The following is a 24,870-nucleotide window of genomic DNA, read 5'->3' on the forward strand; positions in this document are numbered from 1 at the left end:
GCTCCATCAGAGGTCATCAGGTCAAACTCGTCTTGGGGCGCCACGTGGATACGGCCGCCAACCGCCCGCTAGCAGGAGAGTGCTGTCCTCGGCCGCATGCCGTAGGCAGCCCACGCTGAATGCCCCAGAGTCTTCCGCGAAGCGCTGCCTAGCTCGATGGCGGCCGTAAGCGCGATCGTGGGGATCAGCGGCCGCGATCTCTAGGCTCGGACAAGGTCGAGACCCTGAGCCATGACCGGACATTGCTATCCGTGCTCTCCCGCCGCTGCTGACACACCGTGTGTCGGGTGGGGCCGGATCGTCTCGTTGACGAAGACCAACGTGGAGGAATGCACTTCTAGGATGCAGTCGGCATGACGAGCAGTCGTCTGCGGCCGGACGCCGACCCGTAGCAGGTGATGGCGTGCGGCAGCACGCGGAGGCGGGCGGTAGCCCGCAAGGGAGGTCGGGTGGGTGGGAGCGCGCGTAGCTGGCGCGACGGAGGAGCGACTGCGTAGCACGCGTGGGGTAGACCACAGTTGCCCTGTCGGGCAGTTTTGGAGCCGGTGAGGGGACTCGAACCCCTAACCACCGCTTTACAAGAGCGGTGCGCTGCCAGTTGCGCCACACCGGCGGGTGTTTGCTGGACCATCTTAGGGGATGGGAGGTGGGGGGATGGGGGTGCTGCGGGAGGCACGCGGGTTTCGGGTGTTGTGGGTGGCTCGGGCGGTGTCGTTTCTGGGGGACTCGCTGGGGCTGGTGGCGCTGCTGCTGTATGTGGAGGCGTCGACGGGGGCCGCGTTGGCGGTGGCGTTGTTGTTGCTGGCGGGGGATCTGACGCCGGGGTTGTTCGGGGCGTTCGCGGGGGTGGTGGGGGATCGGTTCGATCTGCGCCGGGTGATGGTGACGTGCGACGTACTGCAGGGGGCGCTGGTGGTCGTGATGGCCGTCACATTGCCGCCGTTGCCGGTGTTGCTGGTGATGGTTGCCGTACGGAGTGTCGTGGCGCAGGTGTTCCAGGCGAGTTCGCGCAGTGCGGTGCCGGCGTTGGTGCGGGACGAGGATCTGGAGTCGGCGAACTCCGCGCTCGGGGCTGGGACCAACGGGCTCGAGGCGATCGGCCCGCTGATTGCTGCGGCGTTGTTCTTGGTGACGGACGTTCGCGGGATCTTGTTGATCGATGCGGCGACGTTCCTGGTGTCGGCGGTGTTGTTGAGCCGGTTGCCGAGGATGGCACCTGCGGAGTGGGCGGGGACCGGCGTACTCAGGGATGCTCGGGACGGGCTGACGTACATCTGGCGGACGAAGGCTGTGCGCGTCATCGGGATCGCGTTCTTTGCCACGGTGGCGTTCAACGGGGTGGACGACGTCGCGATGGTGTTCCTCTCCAAGGACGAGTTGGGCGCGAGCGATTCGGCGGCATCGGCGCTGTACGCCGGGGTTGGCATCGGACTCATCCTCGGGTTCTCGGTGCTGGCGCGGTATGCGAGCCGGTTCCGGATGACGACGCTGATCCTGCTCGGGTTCGCGGTGAGCAGTCTGGGGAACCTGGTCACGGGGCTTGCCTGGGCGGTGTGGGCGGCGTTGGCACTGCAGGTGATCCGGGGGTTCGGGATCGCGGGCGTCGACGTGGGGATCAACACGCATCTGCAGCGCATCGTGCCGCAGCACATGCGGAGTCGCGTCTTCGGCAATCTGTACGGCGCTATCGGCCTGGCTGCCGGGCTGTCATACATCCTCGGTGGACTGCTGCTCGAGCACACCGACGCCCGGGTCACGTTCGTTGCCGCGGGCATCGGCGGACTGCTGGCTACGGCTGTGGCAGCTCTCGCAGTTCGTCGACAGGGCCGCGGAGGGCACGAGCACCCGGTACCGCGATCAGCGGAATGACCGCCATCACCAGGAATGCCGCAGTCGGGTAGTCGACGAGCAGACCCACCACGGTCGCGACCAGGAGGCCGCCGAGGTTGCCCGACATCCAGATCAGCCCGGCCGCGGTCCCCTCGGCCTCTCCCGTACGACGTTCCACCAGCTCGAGCACGATCGGTAGCGCGGGGAGCAGGAGCAGTCCGATGAGCGTGATGGCGACGAACCCGGTCAGTACGCCGGGAGCAAGCGCGAGTACGGCGCAGGCGACCGAGGTCGTGGTGAGACTGACGACGAGCAGTGCCGACTCGGCCCGCCGGCGTACGACGACGATCGGGATAATCGCGCTGCCGATGACGCCGGCGACGACGGTCACCAGCAGGATCGTGCTCGCCGTACCGCCGGAGACGCCGGCCGGTTCGAGCAGCGCCTGCGCAAAGGTGGTCATGGCAACGAAGACGCCGAACGGGAAGATGGCGAGGACGCAGAGGCGCCGGATCAACGGGTCGCCCCAGGCGATCTCGAGAGCGCCCCGGTCGTGGGAAGCGACGGCACCGGGGGAGTGCGGGCCTTCGTTGCGTAGTGCAACGAGAAGGACGAGCAGAGCGGCGACGCAGAAGACCGCGGTGATCGCCAGCATGGTCCCCAACGAGTCGCCGGTGGTGAAGATGGCGTCCAGCGTGAAGGCGATCACCATGCCGGCGAAGATGCTGGCGGTGCCGACGGCGATGCCGGTCGGGCGGTCGTCCTCGTCGAGGTAGCGGCCGGTGATGCCGGTGACCGCGTTCAGTACGAGCGGTTGGGCGACCGAGGCAATGATCTGCCCGGCCAGCAGCCAGCCGAAGTCGTCCCCGATCAGCCGTACCAGCGCACCCACCGCGGTCAAGGCCGCGCCGGCAAGCAACCCGGCCCGGAACCACCGATCGAGGATCAACCCGCACGGGATCGCCAGCAAGACATACAGCAGCGGGAACACCTGGGCGAGCCACCCGATCGCGCTCTCCGAGACGCCGTAGTGCGATGCCGCGACCGTGGTCACGCCGGCGAAGTTGAGCCAAACGAGCTGGGTGGCCGCGCCGACCAGGGAATAACCGACGATCGCCGACCAGCGACTCCCGGTCACGACTCGTGCCATCTGATCCCTCCGATCTCGTACCCCCAGGCCATCACAATCGCGGCAGGTACGCCGCCGCACGCGGGAGCGGGCTCCGGGCGGGTCATTGTGATGGCCTGGCGGTTCAGCAACCGAACTGTAGTGCCGTCACACGCTCGATCACACGATCCCGGCGTAGAACGGAGACATGGTGGATTGGGATGGCCCGCTGACCGAGGCGTTCGAGCGGGCGACGACGTACCTGGCCGGGCTCCCGGAGCGCCCGGTCGGCCCGCGCGCGACCGCGGCCGAGCTCCGGCAAGCACTCGGCGGGGAACTGCCGACCGGACCCGGCGAGCCCAGAGACGTGATCGCGCACCTGGCGAAGGGAGTCGAGGACGGACTGCTGCCCAGCGGCAGCGGCAGGTTCTTCGGCTTCGTGTTCGGCGGCGCGACCCCGGCATCGCTTGCCGCCGATTGGCTCACGACGACCTGGGACCAGAACGCGGGCCTGTACGCCGCCTCACCCGCGGCGGCCGTGGTCGAGGAAGTCACGGCGGACTGGCTGGTCGAGCTGTTCGGCCTGCCGAGAGGTACGTCGGTCGGCTTCGTCACCGGCGCGCAGATGGCCAACTTCACCGCCCTGGCCGCCGCCCGGCACGAGGTACTGCGGCGGGCCGGCTGGGACGTCGAGCGCGACGGCCTGATCGGCGCACCCCCGATCCGGGTGCTGGCCGGCGCCGAGCGGCACGACACGATCGACCGCGCCCTGCGGTTCCTCGGCCTGGGCACGAACTGCATCGTGCCGATCGCCGTCGACGACCAGGGCCGGCTCGAGCCTGAAGCTCTCGCCGAGGCGCTGAGCGACGACGGCCCGCAGATCGTCTGCGCCCAGGTCGGCAACGTGAACACAGGCGCGTTCGACCCTGTCGAAACGATCTGCGACCTCGCGCACGAGAAGGGTGCCTGGGTGCATGTCGACGGCGCCTTCGGCATCTGGGCTGCGGTCAGCCCAACGCTGAAATCACTGGTCGACGGCATCGACCGCGCCGATTCCTGGGCGACCGACGCGCACAAAACCTTGAACGTCCCGTACGACTCCGGCCTCGTGTTCTGCGCCCACCCCGAGCCCCACCGCGCCGCCATGTCGATCCGGGCGGCGTACCTGATCCAGGACGAGAACGGCGAACGCGACTCACTGGACTACAACCCGGAGTTCTCCCGCCGGGCGCGCGGGTTCGCCGTGTACGCCGCCATCCGCGCCCTCGGGCGGTCGGGGATCGCCGAGATCGTCGACCGGTGTCACGCGATGGCGCGACGGTTCGCGGACACGCTGGCTGCTGACGGGGTCGCCGTACTGAACGACGTCGTCCTCAACCAGGCCCTGGTCCGCTTCGGGGACGACGAGCTGACCAGGCGAGTCGTCCGCGCGGTGCAGGACGAGGGCACCTGCTGGATGTCGGGCACCACCTGGCAGGGCAAGGCGGCGATGCGCATCTCGGTCTCCAACTGGACGACCGACGAGTCCGACATCGACCGCTCGGCAGCGGCTGTACTGCGGTGCCGAGACCAGGCTCAGCGAGCGTAGGACTCGAGGCGGGCAAGGGCGGCGTCGAGCGAGTCGCGGAGGGGCTCGACCCGGCGGAGGGTCTGAGCCAGCAGTACGCCGCCCTGCATCGCCCCGAGCATGCTGTTGGCCAGCGCATCCGGGTCGGCATCGGCGCGCAGCAGCGCCCGGTCACGCATGCCGGACAGGTCGCGCCGGAACCGGTCGAGCCAGCGGCCGTAGCCGTCGGCCAGGTGGGAGCGCGTCTGCGGGCTCGACTCCACCAGTTGCCCGGCGAGCGAGCCGAAATCGCAGCCGCCCTGGAACTTCCGCCCGGTGTGCCGCGCGACGACCTGGTCGGCCCAGCGATGCCAGGCGGCGAACGAGTCGAGTGCGGGTTCGTGGTCCGCGACGGCGTCCGCCTGCCAGGTGATCACGTCGTCGATCAGCGTCCGCTTGTCGTGGAAGTAGTGCGTCAGCTGCGATCCGCTCACGCCGGCGGCCCGGCGTACGTCGTCCAGCTGGGTCCGCGTCACGCCCTTGCGCCGGACCAGGTCGGCCGTGGCGGCGAGGATCCGGGCCCGGGTCGCCCGGCCCTTCGCGGTCAGTCGATCGTCCACCTCATCGAGACTAGCCGCTTCTGGGGTTCTGAACCCAGAAACGGAGGCGCATGATGGTCCTATGGGTGAGGGGATTCTCGAGCTGGCGCAGGAACTGGCCGAAGTGAGCCGGCTGGTCGAGGACGATGACGTCCCGACCACGCTGGGCCGGTTCGTGCAACGAGTCGTGCTGACGGTGCCGGACTGCGAGGAGGCCGTGATCACGGTGCTCGCCGAGGGTTCGGCCGAGATCGTCGCGCGGTACCACAAGACCGCTGATCCGATGGCGGAGCCGGCCCGGTCCACACTGGCCGAGCAGCTGACCAAGGGCGGCGGTCCGCTGTTCGACGCGCTCACCTACGGGGAGCCGCGCCGGATCGGCGACCTGGCCGCCGATCACCGGTGGCCCAAGTTCAGTGCCGCCGCGATCAACGCCAGCTACCGCAGCTGCCTGTTCCTCCCGCTGCCTGCCGGGGGTGACGCGGCAGCCGCGTTCAGCCTGTTCTCGGCCAAGCCGGACGCGTTCGGCAGTACGTCGTACGACATCGTGCTGCTGTTCGCCATGCACGCCGGGGTCGCGTTCGACAACGTGCAGCTGTTCAACGACAGCCGGACGCTGATCGAGCAGTTGCGGACTGCGCTCGGCACCCGGACGGTCATCGGTCAGGCCCAGGGGGTGCTGATGCACCGGTACGGCGTCACCGCCTCGGTGGCGTTCGACGTACTCAAGCGCTGCTCCCAGGACTCCAACGTCAAGCTGCGGCAGCTGTCCCTCGAGATGGTCGAGGCGCACAACCAGGGCAGGCTCAACGAGGCGCTGCGCAAGTACGGCCTGAACTCCGACGAGTGACCCTGTCGATTTCCGGCCCGGCCGCTCGACGCAGTGGTGTACGGCGCAGGAGGCGCCGGTCACGAGGAGGCTGCACAGATGTCGTTCCAGGCGTACTTGGACAAGATCGAGGAGAAGACCGGCCTGACCCCGCGGGCGCTGGTCGACCAGGCGAAGGAGCGCGGGTACGACGCTCCAGGCGTGAAGGCCGGTGTGATCTGTGACTGGCTGAAGGCCGACTACGACCTCGGCCGCGGGCACGCGATGGCGCTGGTGCACGTGATCAAGAACGGCCCGGGGATCAGCGACAAGCACGTCGGCAGCACCGGCACCCACCGGGACCCGTCGGACACCCTGTGGCTGGATGGGAAGGCGACAAACCCGGCCGGCTGAACGGCGTACCGTAAGCGGGTGGATTCGAAGAGGTCACCGCGGGACAAGTGGATCACGATCTACGGGCGCAAGCCCGTGCTCGAGGCGCTGCACGATCCCGCGCTGTCGGTGGCGAAGGTGGTGGTGGCGGACAACGCCACCGGCGGTTCGCTGCAGGAGATCCTGCGCGCCGCCGACAAGTACGGGACGCCGGTCGAGCGCGCGACGGCCAGCCGGGTGAAGTGGCTGGCTGGGAACGGCAAGCACGACCAGGGCGTGGTCGCCGATGTCGACGCGCCGCGGATGACACCGCTGGAGGAGTTCGTCCGGGCGCGCGGCCGGCGCCCGACGAACGTCTTCCTGCTGGACGGCGTCACGAACCCCGGCAACGTCGGGATGATCCTGCGGACCGCGACCGGAGCCGGCTTCGACGGCGTGATCCTGCCGCGCGCCGGGACGCCGCACGTCGGGCCGCTGGTGATCAAGGCGTCGGCCGGGATCGCGTTCCAGGCCCCGATCGTGAACACCTCGACCGCGAAGGCGGCCGTCGACCTGCTGCGCACGGCCGGCTACCACGTGTACGGCCTGTCCGCCCGGTCGCACGACTCCCTGTTCAAGGCCGAGCTCGCGCCGCGCGCCGTCTACGTCCTCGGCGGCGAGACCAACGGCATCACGGTGCCGACCGACTCCGACCTCCAGATCCCGCTGCATGCCGGTGTCGAGTCCCTCAACGTCGCGGTCGCCGCGGCGGTCGTAGCCTTCGAGGTCACGAATCGCTGATCGGCCCGCCGCGCAGCGCTGAGACAGACGAAGAGCCCGACCGCGGGGGGATGCGACGGGCTCTTCTGAATTGTGCGGCCAAGCACAATGCAATGCCGGAGTGGGGGGTTTCCGGCGGTGCCTGTCTACCGTCTCCCGGCGGGCGGTACGACGGCAACAACGGTGGCGAAAGGACCATCCACAAAACGAAGGCCACCGATGGTTCTCGACGTGGCGCGACCCGGTGGTCGAGACTGGCGGTGTGGGTGGGGGATTGCCGGTGGGGACGGTCTCGATGGTGTTCACGGACATCGAGGGCTCGACCATGCTGCTGCGCCGGTTGGGGGAGCGCTACCTGGAGGCGCTCGAGGGGCACCGCGGGATCCTTCGCGGGGTGTGGGGCGAGTACGGCGGGACCGAGCTCGGAACTGAAGGAGACAGCTTCTTCGTGGTCTTCCCGACGGCTGACCGCGCGGTCGGGGCGGCGGTCGAGGGGCAGCGGCGGCTCGCGGGGAACCGGTGGCCGGGCGGCGAGCGGCTCCGGGTGCGGATGGGGATCCACACCGGTACGCCGGGCGTGTACGAGGACGACTACTGGGGCATGGACGTCCACCTGGCGGCGCGGATCGCGGGGTCCGCGCACGGCGGTCAGGTGGTGATCTCGGCGGCGACCGGCACCGTGGCGCGACTGCCCCAGGGTGCGTCGTTGCGTGATCTCGGCATGCACCATCTGAAGGACATTCCCGAGCCTGAGCACCTGTTCCAGGTGACGGTCGCGGGTCTCGACCAGGACTTCCCTCCGCCGCGCACCGTCGGTACGGCGAGCAGCCTCCCGGTGCCCGCGAATCCCTTGCTGGGAAGGGATCCCGACCTCGCCCGCCTGACCGGGTTGATCCGCCGGCCGGAGATCCGGCTGGTCACCCTCACCGGACCCGGCGGTGCGGGCAAGACCCGGCTCGCGATATCCGTGGCGGCCGAGCTGACGAACCAGTTCCCCGGCGGGGTGTACTTCGTACCGCTCGCGGCAGCGACGTCGGAGCAGGTGATGTGGACGTCGATCGCCGAGGTCCTCGACGTACCGCCGCGCGAGCGCAGTCCCGCGCGGCTGACGTCGTACCTGGCGCAGCGTTCGCTATTGCTGGTTCTCGACAACCTGGAGCAGGTGGACGGTGCCGGCACGGTCGTTGCCCAGATCATCGAACGGGCGCCGCAGGTCGAAGTCATCGCGACGTCGCGGCGGCCGCTCGGGCTGATGGCCGAGCACCAGCATCCGGTGATGCCGCTGGACACGGCCGCCGAGGACTCGCCCGCCGTACAGCTGTTCGTGCAACGCGCGCAGGCGGTCCAGCCTCGATTCACTCTCGGCCCGGCGAACGTCGCCGATGTCGTGGCCATCTGCCGTCACCTGGACGGGCTGCCACTGGCCATCGAGTTGTGTGCTCCGCGCGTGCGTGTGCTCAGCATCAGCGAACTGCTCGCTCGCATCGACCAGCGGCTCGACATCGCGTCCACGAGCAGCGTCACACCGGACCGGCAGCGGACGTTGCGCGACACGATCGCCTGGTCCTACGAGCTGCTCAGTCCGGAGCATCGCCGCATCTTCCGCCGCCTCGCCGTCTTCTCCGGCGCTGCCGACTTGGCCGCGATCACCGCCGTCGCATGCGACGCCGAGGATCCGCTCGACGCGGTCGCGGAGCTGAACGACGCCAACCTGATCACCATCTCCGAGGGTCCGGAGGGGCGCAGCCGGATCGGCCTGCTGCAGACGATCCGGCAGTACGCCGGCGACGAGCTGGAGGCTACCGACGAGGCCGAGGCCGTACGTGTGGCGCACGCGTCGTACTACACCGGCGTCGCCGAGAATCTCCAAGCCCTGCGGGAATCCCGGCACAACACCGCCCTCGAACTGGCCGAGTCCGAGCTCGACAACTTCCGCGCCGCGCTGACCTGGTCGACCTCGGCCGACATCCCGACGAGCCGGCGTCTCTGCGTGGCCCTCGGCTGGGCCTGGCTGATGGCTGGTTACATCGCCGAGAGCCGGCGGTGGCACGAGCAGGTCGTCGCACAGACCGCCCATCCGTCGGCCGACCTCGCGGCCTGCCTGCGTGGACTCGGCAATCTCCTTCTCCTCCAAGGCGAAACGGATCGGGCCCACGAGGTCGCGCTGCGAAGTCTCGAGATGTCCAGAGCTCTGGACGACCGCCCCGGCATCGCCTATGCCCTGACCCTCCTCGGTACGGCGCAGCGCCAGCAAGGCGATGTCCACGCGGCCGAACGCACTCTCGAGGAAGCGCTCGACCTGCATCGCCACCTGGAGGACAAGAGCCGGCTGGCCCGCGTACTCGGCAACCTCGGTGGCGTCGAGGAGGAACTGGACCGGCTCGAGCGCGCCGAGGCATTGCTGCGCGAGTCGATCGGGCTCTACGAGGCGCTCGGTGACGTGTACGAAGCCGCCCTGCAAGGGCAGAACCTGGCCTTCCTGCTGGTGGTCGCCGGGCGGGTCGTGGAGGCGGGCGAACTGGTCCGTGAGCTCGCCAGGACCATCCTCGCCATGGGCAGCCCGAGTCTCACCCTGGCGTTCGCCAACACGGCGATGAACATCCTGCTCCGGGAAGGCGATCCGGTCGGGGCCGCGCATCTGTTCGGCGCCGAGGAGGCGATGGGCGAGCGGTTGGGGATCGCGAACCCTTACCTGGAAGAGGAACTCGAGGAGGCGGTTGCCCTCATCAACGGCGTGATGTCGCGGGCGGACTGGGAGGATCACCGCCGGGCCGGCCGGTCGATGCGGGTCGAGGAGCTGCTGGCCCGGCTCTGAATCCGACATGCGTGGTGGCGCTGAGTGGTTGTGCGAGGCCCCGAAAGGACTCCATACTCTTCTCACCGCCGTCGGCGGTTCTGTGGGGGCAGAAGCATGTCTGGGGTTCACATTGGAGTGGGGGGCTTTACTGTGCGTGCTTTGAGGACGTTTCGTGCTGCGCTGGTAACGGCGCTGGTGGGTACGGGCCTGGTGGCCGGCACCCAGGTGGCGGCGGCCGCGCCGCCGTCGAGTGAGATCTCGGTCGGTACGACCTCGGTGGCTCCGGGGCAGACCTTCACGATCACTCAGACTCTGAACAACGACCGCGACTTCGACATCATCGGGGCGAAGGCGGGGCTGTACGCCAAGGAGCCGGCGTCGCTGCCGAGCCTGATCGACATCGTCGCGTGCCCGGAAGCGTACGCCTGCGACACGCTGGGCAGCAGCGTCCGCGGCGGGTTCCACGAGGTGAAGGCCGGCGAGTCCGTGACCTTGCACTGGACGTTCCGGGTGAAGGACGACGCTCCGGCCGGGACCATCCAGTTGCAGCACCAGTTCATCGGGGAGAACTACGCGTTCGAGATCCTGGACGGGCCGTCGCTGACGATCGAGCCGCCCACCACGAACGCCGACGTGGCGGTCAGCATGACCGCTTCGGTGCGGACGCTGCTCATCTCGCGGATCACCTACACGGTCACGATCAAGAACAACGGTCCCTCCGCGGCCACAGACGTCCGCGTGGTCGGCACGTACCCGAACCGGCTGCTGTACGCCGGTGGCAGCTGCACCCGGGTGGGGACGACGCGGACTGTGAACTGTGATGTGGGCTCACTGGCCAGTGGCGCGAGTGTGACCCGGACATTCGCGGCCGACGCGGGCCTGCTCACGGTCGGGAAGCTGGTCGCCACCGCCGAGCGGACGGCGAGCTCGCCGGACGACCCGGCGGCCGGCAACGACGTGGCCAGCCGGACCTGCACGGCACTGACCAGCCTGATGGTGCGCTGCTGATCACCTGGTAGGTCACACATCCGGCCGGCGGCCGCGGGTTCTCGAGTCCCGCGGTCGCCGGTCTTTTCGTGGTTCACGCCTTGCATCGATGGGCGGACGGGGTTTACGGTCCGGGTTAACGTTTAAGTGTGCGTTAGTGAGCACTTGTTCAGAACTTGGAGCAGCTATGGTCAGTCGTCGGCGATTCCTGCAGTTGGGCGGTGCCGTGGTCGGGGCGGCTGTCGCCGGTCCCACGCTCGCGGCCTGTGGTGACGGTGGTACGGCGAACGGTGGTGCGAAGGCCTCGAGCGACCTGGCGCTGCCGACGTACAAGCCGTTCGAGGGGGTGCGGCCGGATCTGGCCGGCGCGGAGTCGGGGCTCGAGCCCGGGTTCCTGCGCTTCCCACCGGACGCGACCGCGAGTGTGAAGGCGCCGCCGCTGAAGAACGCGGTGACTGCGCTGACCGAGACGTTCGCGACGCCTCCGCCGCCGATGGGCAGCAACCCGATGTGGCAGTCGCTGAACCAGGCCCTCGGCGCCGAGTTGCGGCTGACCATCGGTACCGACCCGGGCTACCCGGAGAAGTTCGCCACGCTGCTGGCCAGCGACTCGCTCCCGGACCTGATGTGGCTGCCGCCGAACCAGGGCATCCCGAACATCGGCCCGATGCTGGAGGCCAAGTTCCAGGACCTGACGAAGTACCTCTCGGGTGACGCCGTCCTCGAGTATCCGAACCTCGCCGCCTTGAAGCCGGCGTCGTGGCGGACCGCGGTGGTGAACGGCAAGATCTGGGGCGCGCCGATCCCGTCCACGCCGTTCGGCCAGGTGATGATGGGCAACCCGCGCACCTGGCAGAAGGTCGGCGGCCTGCAGTGCAGCACGGCGGACGAGTTCTTTGCCAAATGCAAGGAGCTCACCAACGGCACGAACTACGCGCTCGAGCCGGCGATCATCAACATGCTGCACATGTTCGGCGAGTGGTTCGGCGCCCCGAACGGCTGGCGGGTGAACCAGGATCGCTCGCTGACCTACCTGTACGAGACCGACAACTACAAGGCCGCGGTCGAGTACGCCGCCAAGCTGTGGGCCGCGAAGGTCTTCTACCCCGACCTGAACCTGGCCGACGCCACCCCGAAGACCGTGAACGGCCAGATCGCCGCACAGGTCACGGTCGGCCCGCGGGCGACTGCCGACTTCCGTGCAATGGACCCGACGCTGTTCGTCGACACGATGATCCCGTTCGGCCACGACGGCAAGGCGAAGCCGGTGTACGACATGGGCTACGGCACCGTCGGGTTCACGCCGTTCAAGAAGACCGACGAAGGCCGGATCCGTGAGCTGCTTGCGCTGATGGACTACCTGTCCGCGCCGTTCGGGACCAAGGAGTACCTGCAGAAGAACTTCGGTGTCGAGGGACAGCAGTACCAGCTGGACGGTCAGAAGAATCCCGTGCTGACGAAGGCCGGAACGCAGCAAGGGCCGGGTCTGGTCAGTGCGCTGCAGATCATGACCGCGCCGGAGAGCGTCATCTTCAACCCGGCGTTCCCCGAGGACACCAAGAAGATCTACGCGACCGAGCAGAAGCTGCTCGAGCACGCGATGCGCAACCCGACCGCCGGCACGTACTCCGACACCAGCAGCAAGGTCGGCCCGAAGCTCACCGCAGCGTTCCGGGACACGATCGTCGACATCGTCACCGGCCGGCAGAAGCTGGACGCGTACGACGAAGCCCTCAAGCGCTGGAAGAACGGCGGCGGCGACAAGATGCGCGACGAGTTCGCCGCCGTCCTACCGTCGAGCGTGCCGGTCACCGGGTCTTGAGTGATGCTGAAGCGAGCCTCCTCGACGGCGCGGGTCAAGAGCGGTCTGCCGTTCGCGGTGAAGTGGCGGCGGGACTGGCAGATGGTCCTGCTGATGATCCCCGGAGTCCTGTTCCTGCTGGTGTTCTTCTACCTGCCGGTGCTGGGCAACGTGGTGGCGTTCCAGGACTTCCAGCCGTACCTCGGCATCATGCACAGCGAGTGGAACGGTCTGCAGAACTTCGTCAATCTGTACGACAACCCGGACTTCTGGGACGCGTTGCGCAACACGCTTGTGCTGGCCGCGGTGCAGTTGCTGCTGTTCTTCCCGGTGCCGATCGGGCTGGCGCTGATCGTGGACTCGCTGGTCAGCAACCGGGTTAGGCGCTGGTTCCAGACCATCGCCTACCTGCCGCACTTCCTGTCCTGGGTTCTGGTCGTGACCCTGTTCCAGCAGTCGCTCGGCGGGGCGGGGTTCCTGAACAACCTGCTCCGGCAGGCCGGGCTGGATCCGATCCCGTTCATGACCAACCCGGACACCTTCCCGCTGCTGGTGGTCGCACAGCTGATCTGGAAGGACGCCGGCTGGGCGATGATCATCTTCCTGGCCGCGCTGACCACCGTGGACGTCTCGCTGTACGAGGCGGCAGCGGCCGACGGGGCCGGCCGCTGGCGTCGGCTCTGGCACATCACACTGCCCTCGCTGCGAACCGTCATCGTGCTGCTGCTGATCCTGCGGATCGGCGACATCCTGAGCGTCGGCTTCGAGCAGTTCATCCTGCAACGAGATTCCGTCGGCCCGGGCGCGGCCGAAGTCCTGGACACCTTCACGTACTACGCGGGTGTCGTCGGCGGCGACTGGAGCAGTGGAGCCGCGGCCGGTCTGGCCAAGGGTGTGGTCGGCGCGCTGCTTCTGTGGGGCGCGAACTCGCTCGCTCATCGGCTCGGTGAGCCGGGGATCTTCCAGAGGCGCTCATGAGACCTGTGTGGAAAGAGAATCCGTCGCCGGGCTACCAGGCGATCAAGGCCCTCGTCCTGGGTGGATTCGCGCTGGTGATCGTGATCCCGATCCTGGTGGTGATCTCCACGTCGCTGGCCAGCGATCAGGACATCATCGACGCCGGCGGGTACGTCCTGTGGCCGTCGCATCCGACGATCAAGGCGTACCGGACGTTGTTCAGCGGCGGCCTGATGGGACGAGCGATCCTGGTCAGCGTCTTCGTCACGGTCGTCGGTACGGCGATCGCCGTCGCGGTCACGATCGCCTTGGCCTACGCGACATCCCGGCCGGTGCTGTTCGGACGGCCGGTGCTGCTGATGGTGTTGTTCACGTTGCTGTTCGCGCCCGGGATCATCCCGATGTTCCTGGTGGTGAAGCAGCTCGGGCTGCTGGACAGCCTGTGGTCGCTGATCCTGCCCGGTGCGCTGGGGGCGTTCAACTTCGTTGTCCTGCGTACCTTCTTCATGAATGTGCCGGGCGAACTGCTGGAGAGCGCGCGGATCGACGGCGCGAGCGACTTCACCATCCTGCGCCGGATCGTGATGCCGCTGTCGAAGGCTGTGATCGCGGTGGTCGCGCTGTTCTACGCGGTCGGCTTCTGGAACGCCTTCTTCAACGCGCTGCTGTACCTCAACGACACCTCGAAGTGGCCGGTCCAGGTGATCCTGCGGACGTACGTACTGCAGGGCAAGTCGCTGTCGGCGGACCAACTCGGGGTGGAACCGCTGCCGCAACCGCAGTCGCTGCAGATGGCAGTGGTGGTGGTCGCGCTGGTGCCGATCGTGCTGCTGTACCCGTTCCTGCAGCGACACTTCACCAAGGGCGTCATCACCGGAGCCGTCAAAGGCTGACGGTCTGCGAGAATCGACCGCATGGCGATGGGGCGCACGCAGGACCGGCCGACGCTGCGGATGGTCGCGAAGGAAGCGGGTGTCTCGGTCGCGACCGTGTCCTACGTGTTGTCCGGGCGGCATCGCAGCCACACCATCAAGGACTCGACCGCCGACCGGGTCCGGGAGGCCGCGACCCGGCTCGGCTACCGGCGCAACGACGCGGCCCGCGCGATCCGCACCGGCAAGTCGGACCTGGTCCTGCTCTCGCTGAGCGTGCTCGCCGACCCGTGGTCGCAGGCGGTAGCGGCCACGGTCAGTACGGCGGTCGGCCCGTACGGGAAGACCGCGCTGATCGTGGCCGACGGCGACTGGCGGACCGTGCTCTCGAACCGGACCCCGGACGTGATCTTCATCGACAGCGTCAGCGCGGACCCGGAGCAGATCGCCGAACTGGAGGCGTTCGCGGCGCAGGGTGTGCAGATCGTGGCGTTCAGCGAGACGCTCGAGCCGCGCGGTTTCGACGTGATCCGGTCCGGCGCCGAGCCGCGCTGCCACCTGGCCGTCGAGCACCTGCTGGAACACCACGATCGGGTCGGTGCGCTCACCTCGCGGACCTCCGGCTTCGCCCGCTTCGACGCGTACCTGAACACGCTGCGGTCGGCCGGCAAACCGATCCGCGAGGACGACATCGAGATCTTCGAACGTCACCCCGAGGGCGCCTACCGCGCCGCGATGGCCCTGCTGAGCAAGCCGGACCGGCCGACGGCGATCTACTGCACGACGGACTTCGCCGCGATCGCCGTCGTCCGCGCCGCGCATCGGCTCCGGATCGACGTACCGCGGGATCTGGCCGTTGTCGGTGTCGGCAACACACCGGAGGGTGAGCATCTGGATCCGTCGCTGTCGACCGTCGGGCCGGTGGGGTTCAACGAGGCGCTGGCCCGGATCATCGTCGGGCGGCTGACCGACCGTGAGGGCGCGCCCGGCGAGGTCTTCGACTTCCCGTGGCAGCTCATCGTCCGCGATTCGTCGAAGGTGGTTCCTGGTTGAAGGGTTGGGAACCGGTGACGGTCGGGGAGTCCGACGCGTCGGTCTATCGGCGGGGTGACGTCTTCGCCAAGTGCTGTGGGCCGGACGGCGTGTCGGAGCTGCGGGACGAGCGGGACCGGGCCGAGTGGCTCGCCGGGACCCCGATTCCCTGCGCGACGGTCGTGGACTGGGTCGAGTCGGCGGATGGCGCGTGTCTGATGACCACCGCGGTGCCCGGCGTACCGGGGGACGCGCTGGCTGCTGAGGATCAGGCGGGCGCGATGGCCAGTCTCGGGCGGGTGTTTCGGGAGTTGCATTCGCTGACCGACTGCCCGTTCGAGCGTCCGCTCGCGTCGGTGGTGGCGCTCGCGGAGGACGTCGTACGGCGGGGTGCGGTGAATCCGGCGTACCTCACCGACGAGTGGCGGAAGCTCGCACCGGTGGAGCTGCTCGAGCGGGTTGTTGCCGAGCGCCCCTATGCCGAATCGGTGCAGGAGTTGGCCGTCTGCCACGGCGACGCGTGCCTGCCGAACGTGTTCTTCGATCCGTCGACACTCGAGGTCACCGGGCTGATCGACCTCGGCCGCCTCGGGATCGCCGACCGGTACATCGATCTGGCGCTCCTCACCATCCAGATTCACGACGAGTGGTCGGCTGATCCCGCGCCGTTCCTCACCTCGTACGGTCTGCCGCACCCCGACCAGCGCCGCCTGGAGTTCTACCGGCGGCTCGATCCGCTGACCTGGGGCTGACGGCCGTACTGTTGACCGGGTGGGCATTCCGGTCGAGATCGTCGCACTCGTGGTCTCGCGGGTGCATGCGTTCGAGGGTCGGCCGCAGGGCGGCCCGCAGCCGGATCCCGAGCCGGTGGGCCGGTCCGAGGTCGAGGTGCGGGCGGGGCTCGGCATCGTGGGGGACCGGTACTTCGGCCAGAAGGTGCACCGGAACGCGGCGGTCACCTTCGTGGACGCGGCTTCTCTGGACGAGTTGGCCCGCACGCTCGAGCTCCCGGAGCCGCCAGACCCGCACGTCATGCGCCGGAACATCGTTCTGCGCGGCTTTCCGATCGACACCCTCGCCTCGCGCCCTGGCAGGCCGGGTCGTCGGTTCAGTCTCGACTCCGGGTCCGGCGCTGTGGAGTTCCAGGCTTATCGGCCCGCCAATCCGTGCGCGTGGATGGACGTCGTACTGGCGCCTGGCGCCATGAAGGCTCTCCGGGGACACGGCGGCGTCCGCACCACCCCGCTGAGCGACGGGACTCTCCGTCTCGGGTCTGCCACGCTCACGCTGCTGGACTGAACTTTCGGGCGGTTTTCGGTGGGGTCGCTTACCGTCGGAGGGTGAGGCTGGCGGTAGGTCTGGTTCTGGTGGTGGGGCTGGTCGGATGCAGCGACGTGGCGCCTACCGGCGGCTCGTCGCCCACGCGATCCCCCACGCGGACCAGCGCGCCGCCCACCACCGCGCCCAGCAGCCCCACTGAGACGCCGACACGGAAGCCGACCCCGAAACCCACGGTGTCCGGGCCGGTGAGTATGGCGATTCCGGCGATCGGGGTACGCGGGTTGCGGGTGGTGGCCTACCCGGGGACGGCGGACGATCGGGCCGGGACGCGCATCCAGGATCGGGGCGTAGCGGCGAGTCCGCGCGGCCCGGCGGGTGGGGTGGGACCGGGACAGATCGGGAACTTCATCATCACCGGGCATCGGACCAGCCACGGGCGGCCGTTGGGGCGGGCGCCGGAGATGGTGAACGGGGACCACATCCTGATCACCGTGGGCGGGACCGTGTACGACTACGTGGTGAACCGGACGATGACGATCTCGTTCCGGAAGCCGGCCGAGAAGGCACAGCAGAACGCCGCCGTCCCGGGCCGCCCGGGCGTCGCGCCGACGCAGGCGATGATCACGATCTCCACCTGCGCCACCCCGGAGGACCACGCCGCCGGCAACTTCTGGTCCGACGACCTCGGCAACCCCGAGCACCGGATCAACAAGATCGGCACCCTCGTCGCCACCCGCCAGATCTGATCAACCGGCCGGTGCGCATCGGGGTGTCAGCTGCGGCCGAACTTCCACCACTTCGGCTTGTTCATCTTGATCTCGTCGGGCGTCAGCGGTGGCGGGACCGGCGGTCGGGACTCCTCGGTGAGGAAGTTGCCCGACTCGGTGTCGTACGGCGTGACGCCGAGGCGGCGGCTGATCTCCATCACGAGCGGGATCGAGCGCGGGCCGTCGTTCAGGTAGAACGTGATGTCGCGGACCTCGACACCCTTGCCGATCGTCATCTCGACGTCGTACTCCGGACTTCGCAGCGCCAGCCAGGACGGCTTGCTCGCGTCCACGTCGGGCACCACCTCACGGACGATGGCCACCACGTCGGCCGACGTACCGACCGACGGCGGCTCATAGCCGTCGGGAATGTCGTCGAGGCGACGTACGCCTCCTGGCCCTCGCATCGCGTAGACAGCCCAACTCATGCCCCCAGCATCCCCTACCGCGGGCCCACGAGCGACAGCCGGGTTCAGGATTTGCGAGCAGCCAGGATCGCGAAGGTGAGGTACTCGCCCTGGTCGGCCTCGAGCATGTCGAGGCTGCCGTCCCGCTCACCCCGGTACGCCGAGACCGCGCGGGCCCAGGTGAGCCAGTCGTCCCAGCCGGACTCCTGCAGCCGCGCGGCGGTGACCTCGACGAGCTCGGTGATCTCCCACTGGAACCGCCACCAGTCCGCGGTGTGCCAGGCGAGCGCCTCCCAGCCGACCAGCTTCTTGATGTGGTCGGGGATGAAGCCGAGGTCGCGGATCTCCGTGCGCAGCGCGGGGGTGGCGACGCCGAGTTGACCGCCGGGCTTGAGGAAGCTGGTGAGGTAGGCGAGGTAGGTGTCCGCGGTGCCGAAGTACTCGTACGCGTCGACGCAGACGATCGCGTCGAAGAACTCCCGCGCGAACGGCAGAGTGTGCGCCTCGGCCTTGACGGTCACCACCCCGTCGACGGACTGCGACGCGATGTTCGCGGCCGCGTCGGTCGGGTCCACCCACAGGTCCGCGGCCCACACCTGAACGCCGTACTCCTTCGCCAGGAACACCGAGGTCGCGCCCTTCCCGGACCCGAGATCGAGCACCCGCATCCCCGGCCGCAGGTCGAGGTCCCGCGCGAGATCCTCGAGCAACCACAACGGATGCGGGCCCATGTCTCCACCCAGCACCCATTCGGCGTCGTACTTGTTCGACCGCGGGTAGGCCTCCCGCTGCAGTTCCACCATCCGTCCACCCAATCAGAAAACGGAATATCCGCCATCGATTAACAGGACGCTGCCGGTCATGAAGGAGGACGCGGGGCTGGCGAGGTAGACCACGGACGGAGCGATCTCCTCGGGGGTGGCGTAGCGCTGGAGCGGGGCGTCCAGGATCCAGTTCTGGCGGAATTCAGGCTGGTCGACGGGCGACATGTCGGTCTTCACGTAGCCGGGCGCGAGCGCGTTGACGCGAATGCCGTGCGGTGCCCACTCGGCGGCCAGACTGCGGGTCAGGTGGTGTACGGCGGCCTTCGACGCGTTGTACGACGCCTGCCACTGCGGACGGTTCACGATCCCGGCGGACATGCTGCCGACGTTGACGATCACGCCGCCGCCGGCCTCGATCATGCCGGGGGCGACCGCCGTACTGCAGTTCCACAGCGCGGTCAGGTTGAGGTCGATGACCTGCTGCCACTCGTCCGGTGGGATATCGAGGGCCGGACGGTGGATCGCGACCCCGGCGTTGTTGACCAGGATGTCGATCCCACCGAGCTCCGCCGTCACGTCAGCGACCAGGCGCCGTACGTCGTCCGGAGCGGTGATGTCGGCCTGGATGGCGAGACCGCGCCGGCCGCGGGCCTCGATCTCACCGGCGACCGCGGCGTTCCGCTCGGTGTCCCGGGCGGCGATCGCGACGTCGGCGCCGGCCTCGGCCAGGGCGAGCGCGAAGGCCCGCCCGAGACCGCGGTTCCCGCCGGTGATCAGGGCTCGCTTGCCCGTTAGGGCAAAGGTGTCCAGGACGTTCATGCGTTGCTCCTCTGTCGATGGTTACCCGGAGTAAGTTTCCCGGCGGGACCGGGTCGCGAAACGGTGTCAAAAGCTGCAAAGCGGTTTCCGCGACGTTCGTCCAGCGCTTAATATCGCTCGTCGGTCTGGGACAGGGGGTGTCCCGGCCGTTTCTGACGAGTGGGTGGGACCGGCGGAGTCCGGTACTGGGGAGAAGCGGGGAAGCATGGCGGACAAGCCGGCGCCTAAGCCTGGCCATTTTCTGCCCGGCGGCGAGGGGCACAACACCCCGGCCGGCGGGGAACCGCAGCGTGGGTCCACCCCGCTGGCCGCGCCGACGCCGCGGCTGAGCGGAGACGCGCCGGACGCGGCGCCGGTTCTGCGCGGGTCACGGATCGAGTCGAAGCGTACGACCCTGACCGGCAGCCGGCTCGGCCCACCGCCGCCCGACGACCCCGCGGCCGCGGCGTACCAGGCGGTCTTCCACCCCGAGCCGATCCCGTTCGTCCCGAAGAAGCGGTCCAGGATCATGGTCTCGGCCATCGTGGTCGTCGCCCTCCTGATCACCGGTGGCGGCATCGCGCTCGCCACGAAGCTGCTCTCGTCGTACGACGACCTGGTCGCCAACCCGATGGGCACGCCGTCGGTCCGGCCGAGCGACAGCCCGGTCGTGCCGGCCGGCAAGCCGAAGCCGGATGCCGAGGTGGTCAGGCAGAACCCGTTCTACACGGCCGGGAAGCTGCCGGCGGTGAAGTGCCAGGAGCCGGCGTACCGGCCGACCTCGAAGGAGAACGTCTACTCCTACTACCAGGCCCTGATCGCCTGCATGGACAAGGCGTGGAAGCCGATCGTCACCAAGGCCGGGTTCGAGTTCCGGTCGCCGCGGCTGATCGTCTTCGACGAGGGCGACGAGACGGCATGCGGCTTCCAGAAGGACGTCTCGTCGTACTGCCAGGACGACCAGGGCGGCAGCGTGACGATGCCGTGGCAGGACCTGATGGACGAGTACCCGAAGAACAAGGCGCTGGCCCGGGTCCAGATGGCCGAGTCGATGGGCTTCGTGTACGGCGCCCATCTGCAGAACCTGGTCGGCATCTTCGAAGCGAACGGCAACCTGCGCGACACCGCGGCGAACAAGGCCGGCCAGCTGGAACAGGACCGGCGTGCGGCGCTGCAGGCGAGCTGCTTCTCGGCGGCCTTCTTCGGCGCGGCCAAGGCGAGCTTCCCGCTGCGCGGCGAGCTGCTGCGGCAGTGGACCCTGCTGATCCAGCACGGCGGTGACGAGCACGCCGAGGACAAGGTCCGCGACCACGGCTCCGGCAAGAGCCTGGCGCTCTGGATGAACCAGGGGTTCGCGAGCACCGATCCGGGCACCTGCAACACTTTCGTGGCATCATCCGCGAAGGTCAGTTGACGGTACGGACGAACGAGGGGGACGAGCGATGCCTGAGGAGCACCCTGACGGTGCCGGCGCGCCCGAGCCGGGGCACTTCATGCCCGGCGGCGCCGGTGACGTCCTGCCCGACGGCAGCCGCGCAGGCCTGCGTCCCCTCACTCTGAGCCGCCAGATGCCGGGCAGCCTCGGCAAGGCTCGAGAACTCCACGGCACCGTCAACCCGGCTGCGCGCCGGAAGGCGCAGCCGCTCCCGACGGATCCCGACGCGGCCGGAGAGTACGGCGCACCTCCGCCGGCGCCGCTCGCCGGCGCTCCGCTCATTCCGCTGACCGGCACCCGTCGCCCCGGCGGATCGCGCCCGGTCGGCTGGCACTCACCGGCCTCCCGTACCGGCGCCCAGTTCTCCGCCGACGCGCCGCTGGTCAAACCCCCGCGGCACTACTCCAAGGCGATCATCGTCACCCTCTCCGTCCTCGTCGTCATCATGCTCACGGGCGCGACGATCGGCGGCTTCAAACTCATCGACTCCTACGACAACCCCGTCGCCAACCCGTTGGCCCGCCCCTCGGTCAAGAACACCGAGCCGCCGCTCCCGGTCCCCCCGGACCCCACCGTCACCGTCACCGCCCCGGTCGTCCCGGACCTCGTCCGCCTCCAGAAGAACGAGATCTACAAGGCCGGCAAGGTCGCCTCGGTCGCCTGCAAAGAGCCCGCGATCAAGCCGAACTCCCAGTCCGCGATCCTCAAGTACTACAGGGCCCTCCTGCCGTGCCTGAACCAGGCCTGGGCCCCGGTGATCAAGAAGGCCGGGTACGAGTTCCGCGCGCCCAAGATCGTGCTGCAGAGCGGCACCATCGTGGCGTCGTCGTGCGCCGGCGAGGAGAATGTCGCCTACTACTGCTCGTACGACGAGAGCATCAACATCAGCTGGAAGAACGATCTGAGGAACTACCGCAGCGACGCGCTCGGCGCCCGGGTCTGGATGCTGGACACGATGGCGCACGAGTACGGGCACCACGTTCAGAACATGACGGAGATGCTGACCGCGGCGTCGTCACGCGAGGGCTGGGCGAAGACCAAGGCCGAGGAACTCGAGTGGAGCCGCCGTACCGAACTCCAGGCGGGCTGCCTGGGCGCGGCGTTCCTCGGCGCGAACAAGAAGCCGCTCGGCCTGAAGGGCACCAAGCTGGAGGTCTGGGAGTACGAGACCCAGCACAGCGGCGACGAGTACAACCCGAAGAAGATCCGCGACCACGGGTCCCGCAAGAACCACTGGGTCTGGGGCCAGCCGGCCTTCAAGTCCGCCAGCCCCGCCTCCTGCAACACGTTCACGGCGCCCGCTAGCAAGGTGAGCTAGGGCGTGTCTCCCAGTCCCACGCCTACTGCGCGGCGCTCGGCGGGCACCTCGCTGAGCTGGAGCGAAGGGCACGATGGAACCACATCGAGCCCTCCGCTCCAGCTCACCGAGGCACTCCGCCGAGCACCTGCTCGCTACGGCGTGGAATTGGGAGACACGCCCTAGTGCGGGGGGTGGTGAGGACCGTCGGGCTGGCGGTTCTCGTCGTGGTGGTGGCTGTGGTTGCTGGAACCGCTACTCGATCGACGGTGACGAGCGTCGCGGCCCCGGCGACGGCAGCCACTGTGGCCGCGCCACCATCTGCCGGCGCATCGCCTCGGCCGACGCCGCCGGTGACGCGGACCACGACCCCGTCGAGCGCGCTCTCGATCGACATGATGTCGATGACCCTCAAGAACAAGCTCTACACGGCGGGCAAGGTCCCGGCGGTGTCCTGCAAGGTGCCCGGGTCGGCGCCGAGGTCCAAGACCGCGCTTCTGGTGTATGCCCGCGTCATGGTCGACTGCATGTACCGGGCCTGGGCACCGGTCGTAGCCCGCGCAGACGTCTACTTCGATCGTCCGGTGGTCGTCGCGTACAAGGCCGGGGCGAAGTCGGCGAGTGTGGCCTGCGACGACGGTCCGACAGACACCGATGCGTACTACGAGTCGTCCGCGCGAACCATCTGCTTCGAGTGGGGCGAGTTCGTCGGCTCCGGCGACGCGACCTGGGACCTGGTGGACTTCCAGACCATGCTGGCGCACGAGTTCGGTCATCATCTGCAGGCGTCCGTCGGGATCCTCACGACGTACTGGACACGCCATGCGGAAGCGTCCAAGGCGGTCCGGCTCGAGGACGAGCGCAGGCTGGAACTGCAGGCGAGTTGCTTCGGCGCGGCCTTCCTCGGCGCGAACCGCAAGCCCTTCCGCCTGACCGGCTGGCGGTTGGACGTGTGGGAGGACCAGGTCACTCACACCGGCGACGAGTACGCCCCGGACAAGGTCCGCGACCACGGCTCCCGCAAGAACCACGGCTACTGGAGCCTGCGCGCCTTCGACTCCACGAACCCCTCCTCCTGCAACACCTTCGTCGCCCCCGCGAAGCGAGTCAGCTGATGTCCAGTACGGCGAAAGCCGTGGTGCTCGCGATCGTGGCGGTCCTGGTGGCTGGGGTCGGTGCTGTGGGGGTCGTGTGGTCGTTCAATGAGCCCGAGCAGTCGACGGCTCCGGCTCCGGTTTCGGCGGTGACCGGGAAACGATCTCCCACAGCTGCTCCGAGGTCTCTGAGTGCGGTCGACGTGTCGGATGCCGACCGAGCCGCGCTGGCGGAGAACGAGATCCTGCTGCACAACCCGCTGTACTCGGCCGGTCGAGTGGCGGCGGCCGAGTGCGCGTCGTTGCCGACCGCGAGGTTGGCGACCGAGCAGGCGATGATCCGCTACGCCAGTGCGTTCGTCGAGTGTTTGAACAGAGCCTGGGCGCCGCTGATCAAGCGGTCGGACTTCAAGTTCACGCCGCCTGCTGCGGTGCATGCCGCTGCGACGGGAAGCTCCTCGGTGTGCGGGGTGATGGAGAAGGACGTGGGGGCGTACTACTGCGACGCCGACCAGGGCATCTACTTCAACTGGCCGATCTACAAGGTCGAAGAGGGATATTGGCAGGAGGCGGGTCGAGCGTCGGTCCAGTATCTGATGGCGCATGAGTACGGCCATCACGTGCAGTGGTTGACGGGGCTGGCCGATGGCTATGGCGGGCGTTGGAGCGCCGCCACGGGGACTGTCGCGCGTCAACGGGAAGAGGACCGGAACGAGATGCAGGCGCACTGCTTCGCTGCGGCCTTCTTCGGTGCCAACCAGAAGACGCTCCGTCTGCACGGAGGCCAGCTGGCGCACTACGGACACCCGGGATTCCAGCGCAGTGAGGTCGGGGACAACTTCGGTTGGTGGTTGCGGCAGGGGTTCCGGGCCGAAGGGCCGTCGGCCTGCAACACCTGGGCGGTGCCGTGGGCGAAGATCAAGTGAGCTTGAGTTTGAAGCCTTCGTGGGTGTTGAGGAAGCCGAGGCGGTCGTAGAAGCGGTGGGCGGCGGTCCGGGACTTGTCGGAGGTCAGTTGGACCAGGGTGCAGCCTCGGGTGCGGGACTCTTCGATGGCCCATTGGATCAGCGTCGTACCGAGACCGGAGCCGCGGGCGGGGGCGGCGACGCGGACGGCTTCGATCAGGCCGCGGGAGGAACCGCGGCGGGACAGGCCGGGGATGATCGTGAGCTGCAGCGTGCCGACCAGCTCATCGTTGCGTTCAGCAACCATCAGCAGCTGGTTCGGGTCGGTGTCGATGCGCTCGAACGCGTCCAGGTACGGCGTCAGGTCGTCGAGCGACTCGCGGGTCGCGCCGAGCTGGTCGTCGGCGATCATCGCGACGATCCCGGCAACGTCGGCGCTGGTGGCGCGGCGGATCACCACATCGTTCATACCGGCAGCATCTCAAATCGCTGAATCGGTTCAGCGGCCGGGGTAACGACCGTAGTACCGAAACGGTAATTGCCTTATGCAAGGACCTTTCGCTGTCACACGCCGGTGTCATCCGTTTGCCCTGCGCAACGAAGGGTACGAGTGATACTGGACACCACTGCATC

The 24,870-nt window shown here is 68.5% G+C and carries 24 protein-coding genes and 1 tRNA gene; 18 read left to right on the top strand and 7 right to left on the bottom strand.

What is annotated here, in order from left to right; all coding sequences use genetic code 11:
- Positions 1-537 precede the first annotated feature (537 nt).
- Positions 538-613, bottom strand: a tRNA-Thr gene (locus ACGFH6_RS34545).
- A 41-nt stretch (positions 614-654) separates the two neighbouring features.
- Between ACGFH6_RS34545 and ACGFH6_RS34550 the strand changes: the two genes are divergently transcribed.
- Positions 655-1,869 (top strand): MFS transporter, encoded by a 1,215-nt coding sequence (locus tag ACGFH6_RS34550; RefSeq protein ID WP_393392531.1) that lies wholly within the window; start codon positions 655-657, stop codon positions 1,867-1,869.
- Here the strand turns inward: ACGFH6_RS34550 and ACGFH6_RS34555 are convergent.
- Positions 1,790-2,980, bottom strand: coding sequence for an MFS transporter (locus tag ACGFH6_RS34555; protein WP_393392534.1), 1,191 nt, complete (start codon positions 2,978-2,980; stop codon positions 1,790-1,792). The genes ACGFH6_RS34550 and ACGFH6_RS34555 overlap by 80 nt on opposite strands.
- A 166-nt stretch (positions 2,981-3,146) precedes the next feature.
- Here ACGFH6_RS34555 and ACGFH6_RS34560 point away from each other — a divergent pair, with 166 nt between their 5' ends.
- The gene (locus ACGFH6_RS34560) at positions 3,147-4,526 is read left to right on the top strand and encodes a pyridoxal phosphate-dependent decarboxylase family protein (protein ID WP_393392537.1); all 1,380 of its coding nucleotides are present in this window, start codon (positions 3,147-3,149) and stop codon (positions 4,524-4,526) included.
- Here ACGFH6_RS34560 and ACGFH6_RS34565 read toward each other — a convergent pair.
- On the bottom strand, positions 4,514-5,104 hold the full coding sequence (locus ACGFH6_RS34565; protein WP_393392540.1) for a TetR/AcrR family transcriptional regulator: 591 nt from the start codon (positions 5,102-5,104) through the stop codon (positions 4,514-4,516). The genes ACGFH6_RS34560 and ACGFH6_RS34565 overlap by 13 nt on opposite strands.
- Before the next feature lie 61 nt (positions 5,105-5,165).
- On the opposite strand from ACGFH6_RS34565, the gene ACGFH6_RS34570 reads away from it, so the two are divergent.
- The 12 genes from ACGFH6_RS34570 (at position 5,166) to ACGFH6_RS34625 (ending at position 17,516) form a co-directional block, all read left to right on the top strand.
- The gene (locus ACGFH6_RS34570) at positions 5,166-5,933 is read left to right on the top strand and encodes an ANTAR domain-containing protein (RefSeq protein WP_393392542.1); all 768 of its coding nucleotides are present in this window, start codon (positions 5,166-5,168) and stop codon (positions 5,931-5,933) included.
- 78 nt (positions 5,934-6,011) lie between these two features.
- Positions 6,012-6,305, top strand: a complete 294-nt coding sequence (locus ACGFH6_RS34575) for a DUF4287 domain-containing protein (protein ID WP_393392544.1) — start codon at positions 6,012-6,014, stop codon at positions 6,303-6,305.
- Between the two features lie 18 nt (positions 6,306-6,323).
- Positions 6,324-7,064: a TrmH family RNA methyltransferase gene (locus ACGFH6_RS34580; protein WP_393392547.1), complete on the top strand. Its 741-nt coding sequence runs from the start codon at positions 6,324-6,326 to the stop codon at positions 7,062-7,064.
- A gap of 259 nt (positions 7,065-7,323) precedes the next feature.
- Positions 7,324-9,858 carry an ATP-binding protein gene (locus tag ACGFH6_RS34585; RefSeq protein ID WP_393392549.1) on the top strand — a complete coding sequence of 845 codons (2,535 nt, stop codon included), beginning with the start codon at positions 7,324-7,326 and terminating at the stop codon, positions 9,856-9,858.
- A gap of 141 nt (positions 9,859-9,999) precedes the next feature.
- Positions 10,000-10,848, top strand: coding sequence for a DUF11 domain-containing protein (locus ACGFH6_RS34590; RefSeq protein WP_393392552.1), 849 nt, complete (start codon positions 10,000-10,002; stop codon positions 10,846-10,848).
- A gap of 166 nt (positions 10,849-11,014) precedes the next feature.
- On the top strand, positions 11,015-12,649 hold the full coding sequence (locus tag ACGFH6_RS34595; protein WP_393392554.1) for a sugar ABC transporter substrate-binding protein: 1,635 nt from the start codon (positions 11,015-11,017) through the stop codon (positions 12,647-12,649).
- A 3-nt stretch (positions 12,650-12,652) separates the two neighbouring features.
- Positions 12,653-13,606 carry an ABC transporter permease gene (locus tag ACGFH6_RS34600; protein WP_393392556.1) on the top strand — a complete coding sequence of 318 codons (954 nt, stop codon included), beginning with the start codon at positions 12,653-12,655 and terminating at the stop codon, positions 13,604-13,606.
- Positions 13,603-14,478, top strand: a complete 876-nt coding sequence (locus ACGFH6_RS34605) for a carbohydrate ABC transporter permease (protein ID WP_393392559.1) — start codon at positions 13,603-13,605, stop codon at positions 14,476-14,478. The genes ACGFH6_RS34600 and ACGFH6_RS34605 overlap by 4 nt, the downstream gene beginning before the upstream one ends.
- Before the next feature lie 21 nt (positions 14,479-14,499).
- Complete coding sequence (locus ACGFH6_RS34610; protein WP_393392562.1) at positions 14,500-15,510, top strand: LacI family DNA-binding transcriptional regulator; 1,011 nt, start codon at positions 14,500-14,502, stop codon at positions 15,508-15,510.
- A complete protein-coding gene (locus tag ACGFH6_RS34615; protein WP_393392565.1) occupies positions 15,507-16,241 on the top strand; it encodes a phosphotransferase in 735 nt (244 codons plus the stop codon). Before ACGFH6_RS34610 ends, ACGFH6_RS34615 begins: the two co-directional genes overlap by 4 nt.
- Before the next feature lie 19 nt (positions 16,242-16,260).
- Positions 16,261-16,788, top strand: a complete 528-nt coding sequence (locus ACGFH6_RS34620; RefSeq protein ID WP_393392568.1) for an MOSC domain-containing protein — start codon at positions 16,261-16,263, stop codon at positions 16,786-16,788.
- A 233-nt stretch (positions 16,789-17,021) separates the two neighbouring features.
- Positions 17,022-17,516 (top strand): class E sortase, encoded by a 495-nt coding sequence (locus ACGFH6_RS34625; protein WP_393393594.1) that lies wholly within the window; start codon positions 17,022-17,024, stop codon positions 17,514-17,516.
- Positions 17,517-17,542: 26 nt separating this feature from the next.
- Here ACGFH6_RS34625 and ACGFH6_RS34630 read toward each other — a convergent pair whose 3' ends face one another.
- From ACGFH6_RS34630 to ACGFH6_RS34640, 3 genes are read right to left on the bottom strand one after another with little or no spacing between them, the layout of a single operon-like run.
- Positions 17,543-17,965 (bottom strand): hypothetical protein, encoded by a 423-nt coding sequence (locus tag ACGFH6_RS34630; RefSeq protein ID WP_393392571.1) that lies wholly within the window; start codon positions 17,963-17,965, stop codon positions 17,543-17,545.
- Positions 17,966-18,009: 44 nt separating this feature from the next.
- Entirely contained in the window at positions 18,010-18,747 is a 738-nt protein-coding gene (locus tag ACGFH6_RS34635) for an SAM-dependent methyltransferase (protein ID WP_393392573.1), read from the bottom strand.
- A gap of 12 nt (positions 18,748-18,759) precedes the next feature.
- Entirely contained in the window at positions 18,760-19,527 is a 768-nt protein-coding gene (locus ACGFH6_RS34640) for an SDR family NAD(P)-dependent oxidoreductase (protein ID WP_393392576.1), read from the bottom strand.
- A 205-nt stretch (positions 19,528-19,732) separates the two neighbouring features.
- On the opposite strand from ACGFH6_RS34640, the gene ACGFH6_RS34645 reads away from it, so the two are divergent.
- From ACGFH6_RS34645 to ACGFH6_RS34660, 4 genes are all read left to right on the top strand, one after another.
- Complete coding sequence (locus ACGFH6_RS34645) at positions 19,733-20,920, top strand: neutral zinc metallopeptidase (RefSeq protein WP_393392579.1); 1,188 nt, start codon at positions 19,733-19,735, stop codon at positions 20,918-20,920.
- 28 nt (positions 20,921-20,948) lie between these two features.
- Complete coding sequence (locus ACGFH6_RS34650; RefSeq protein WP_393392582.1) at positions 20,949-22,259, top strand: neutral zinc metallopeptidase; 1,311 nt, start codon at positions 20,949-20,951, stop codon at positions 22,257-22,259.
- A 173-nt stretch (positions 22,260-22,432) separates the two neighbouring features.
- The gene (locus ACGFH6_RS34655; RefSeq protein WP_393392585.1) at positions 22,433-23,353 is read left to right on the top strand and encodes a neutral zinc metallopeptidase; all 921 of its coding nucleotides are present in this window, start codon (positions 22,433-22,435) and stop codon (positions 23,351-23,353) included.
- Positions 23,353-24,258: a neutral zinc metallopeptidase gene (locus tag ACGFH6_RS34660; RefSeq protein WP_393392588.1), complete on the top strand. Its 906-nt coding sequence runs from the start codon at positions 23,353-23,355 to the stop codon at positions 24,256-24,258. The genes ACGFH6_RS34655 and ACGFH6_RS34660 overlap by 1 nt, the downstream gene beginning before the upstream one ends.
- On the opposite strand, the gene ACGFH6_RS34665 is transcribed toward ACGFH6_RS34660, so the two are convergent.
- On the bottom strand, positions 24,251-24,706 hold the full coding sequence (locus ACGFH6_RS34665; protein ID WP_393392591.1) for a GNAT family N-acetyltransferase: 456 nt from the start codon (positions 24,704-24,706) through the stop codon (positions 24,251-24,253). The genes ACGFH6_RS34660 and ACGFH6_RS34665 overlap by 8 nt on opposite strands.
- Positions 24,707-24,870: the final 164 nt, after the last annotated feature.

Origin of the sequence: Kribbella sp. NPDC049227, from assembly GCF_043197265.1 — a bacterium.
In the GTDB taxonomy this organism is placed as follows: domain Bacteria; phylum Actinomycetota; class Actinomycetes; order Propionibacteriales; family Kribbellaceae; genus Kribbella.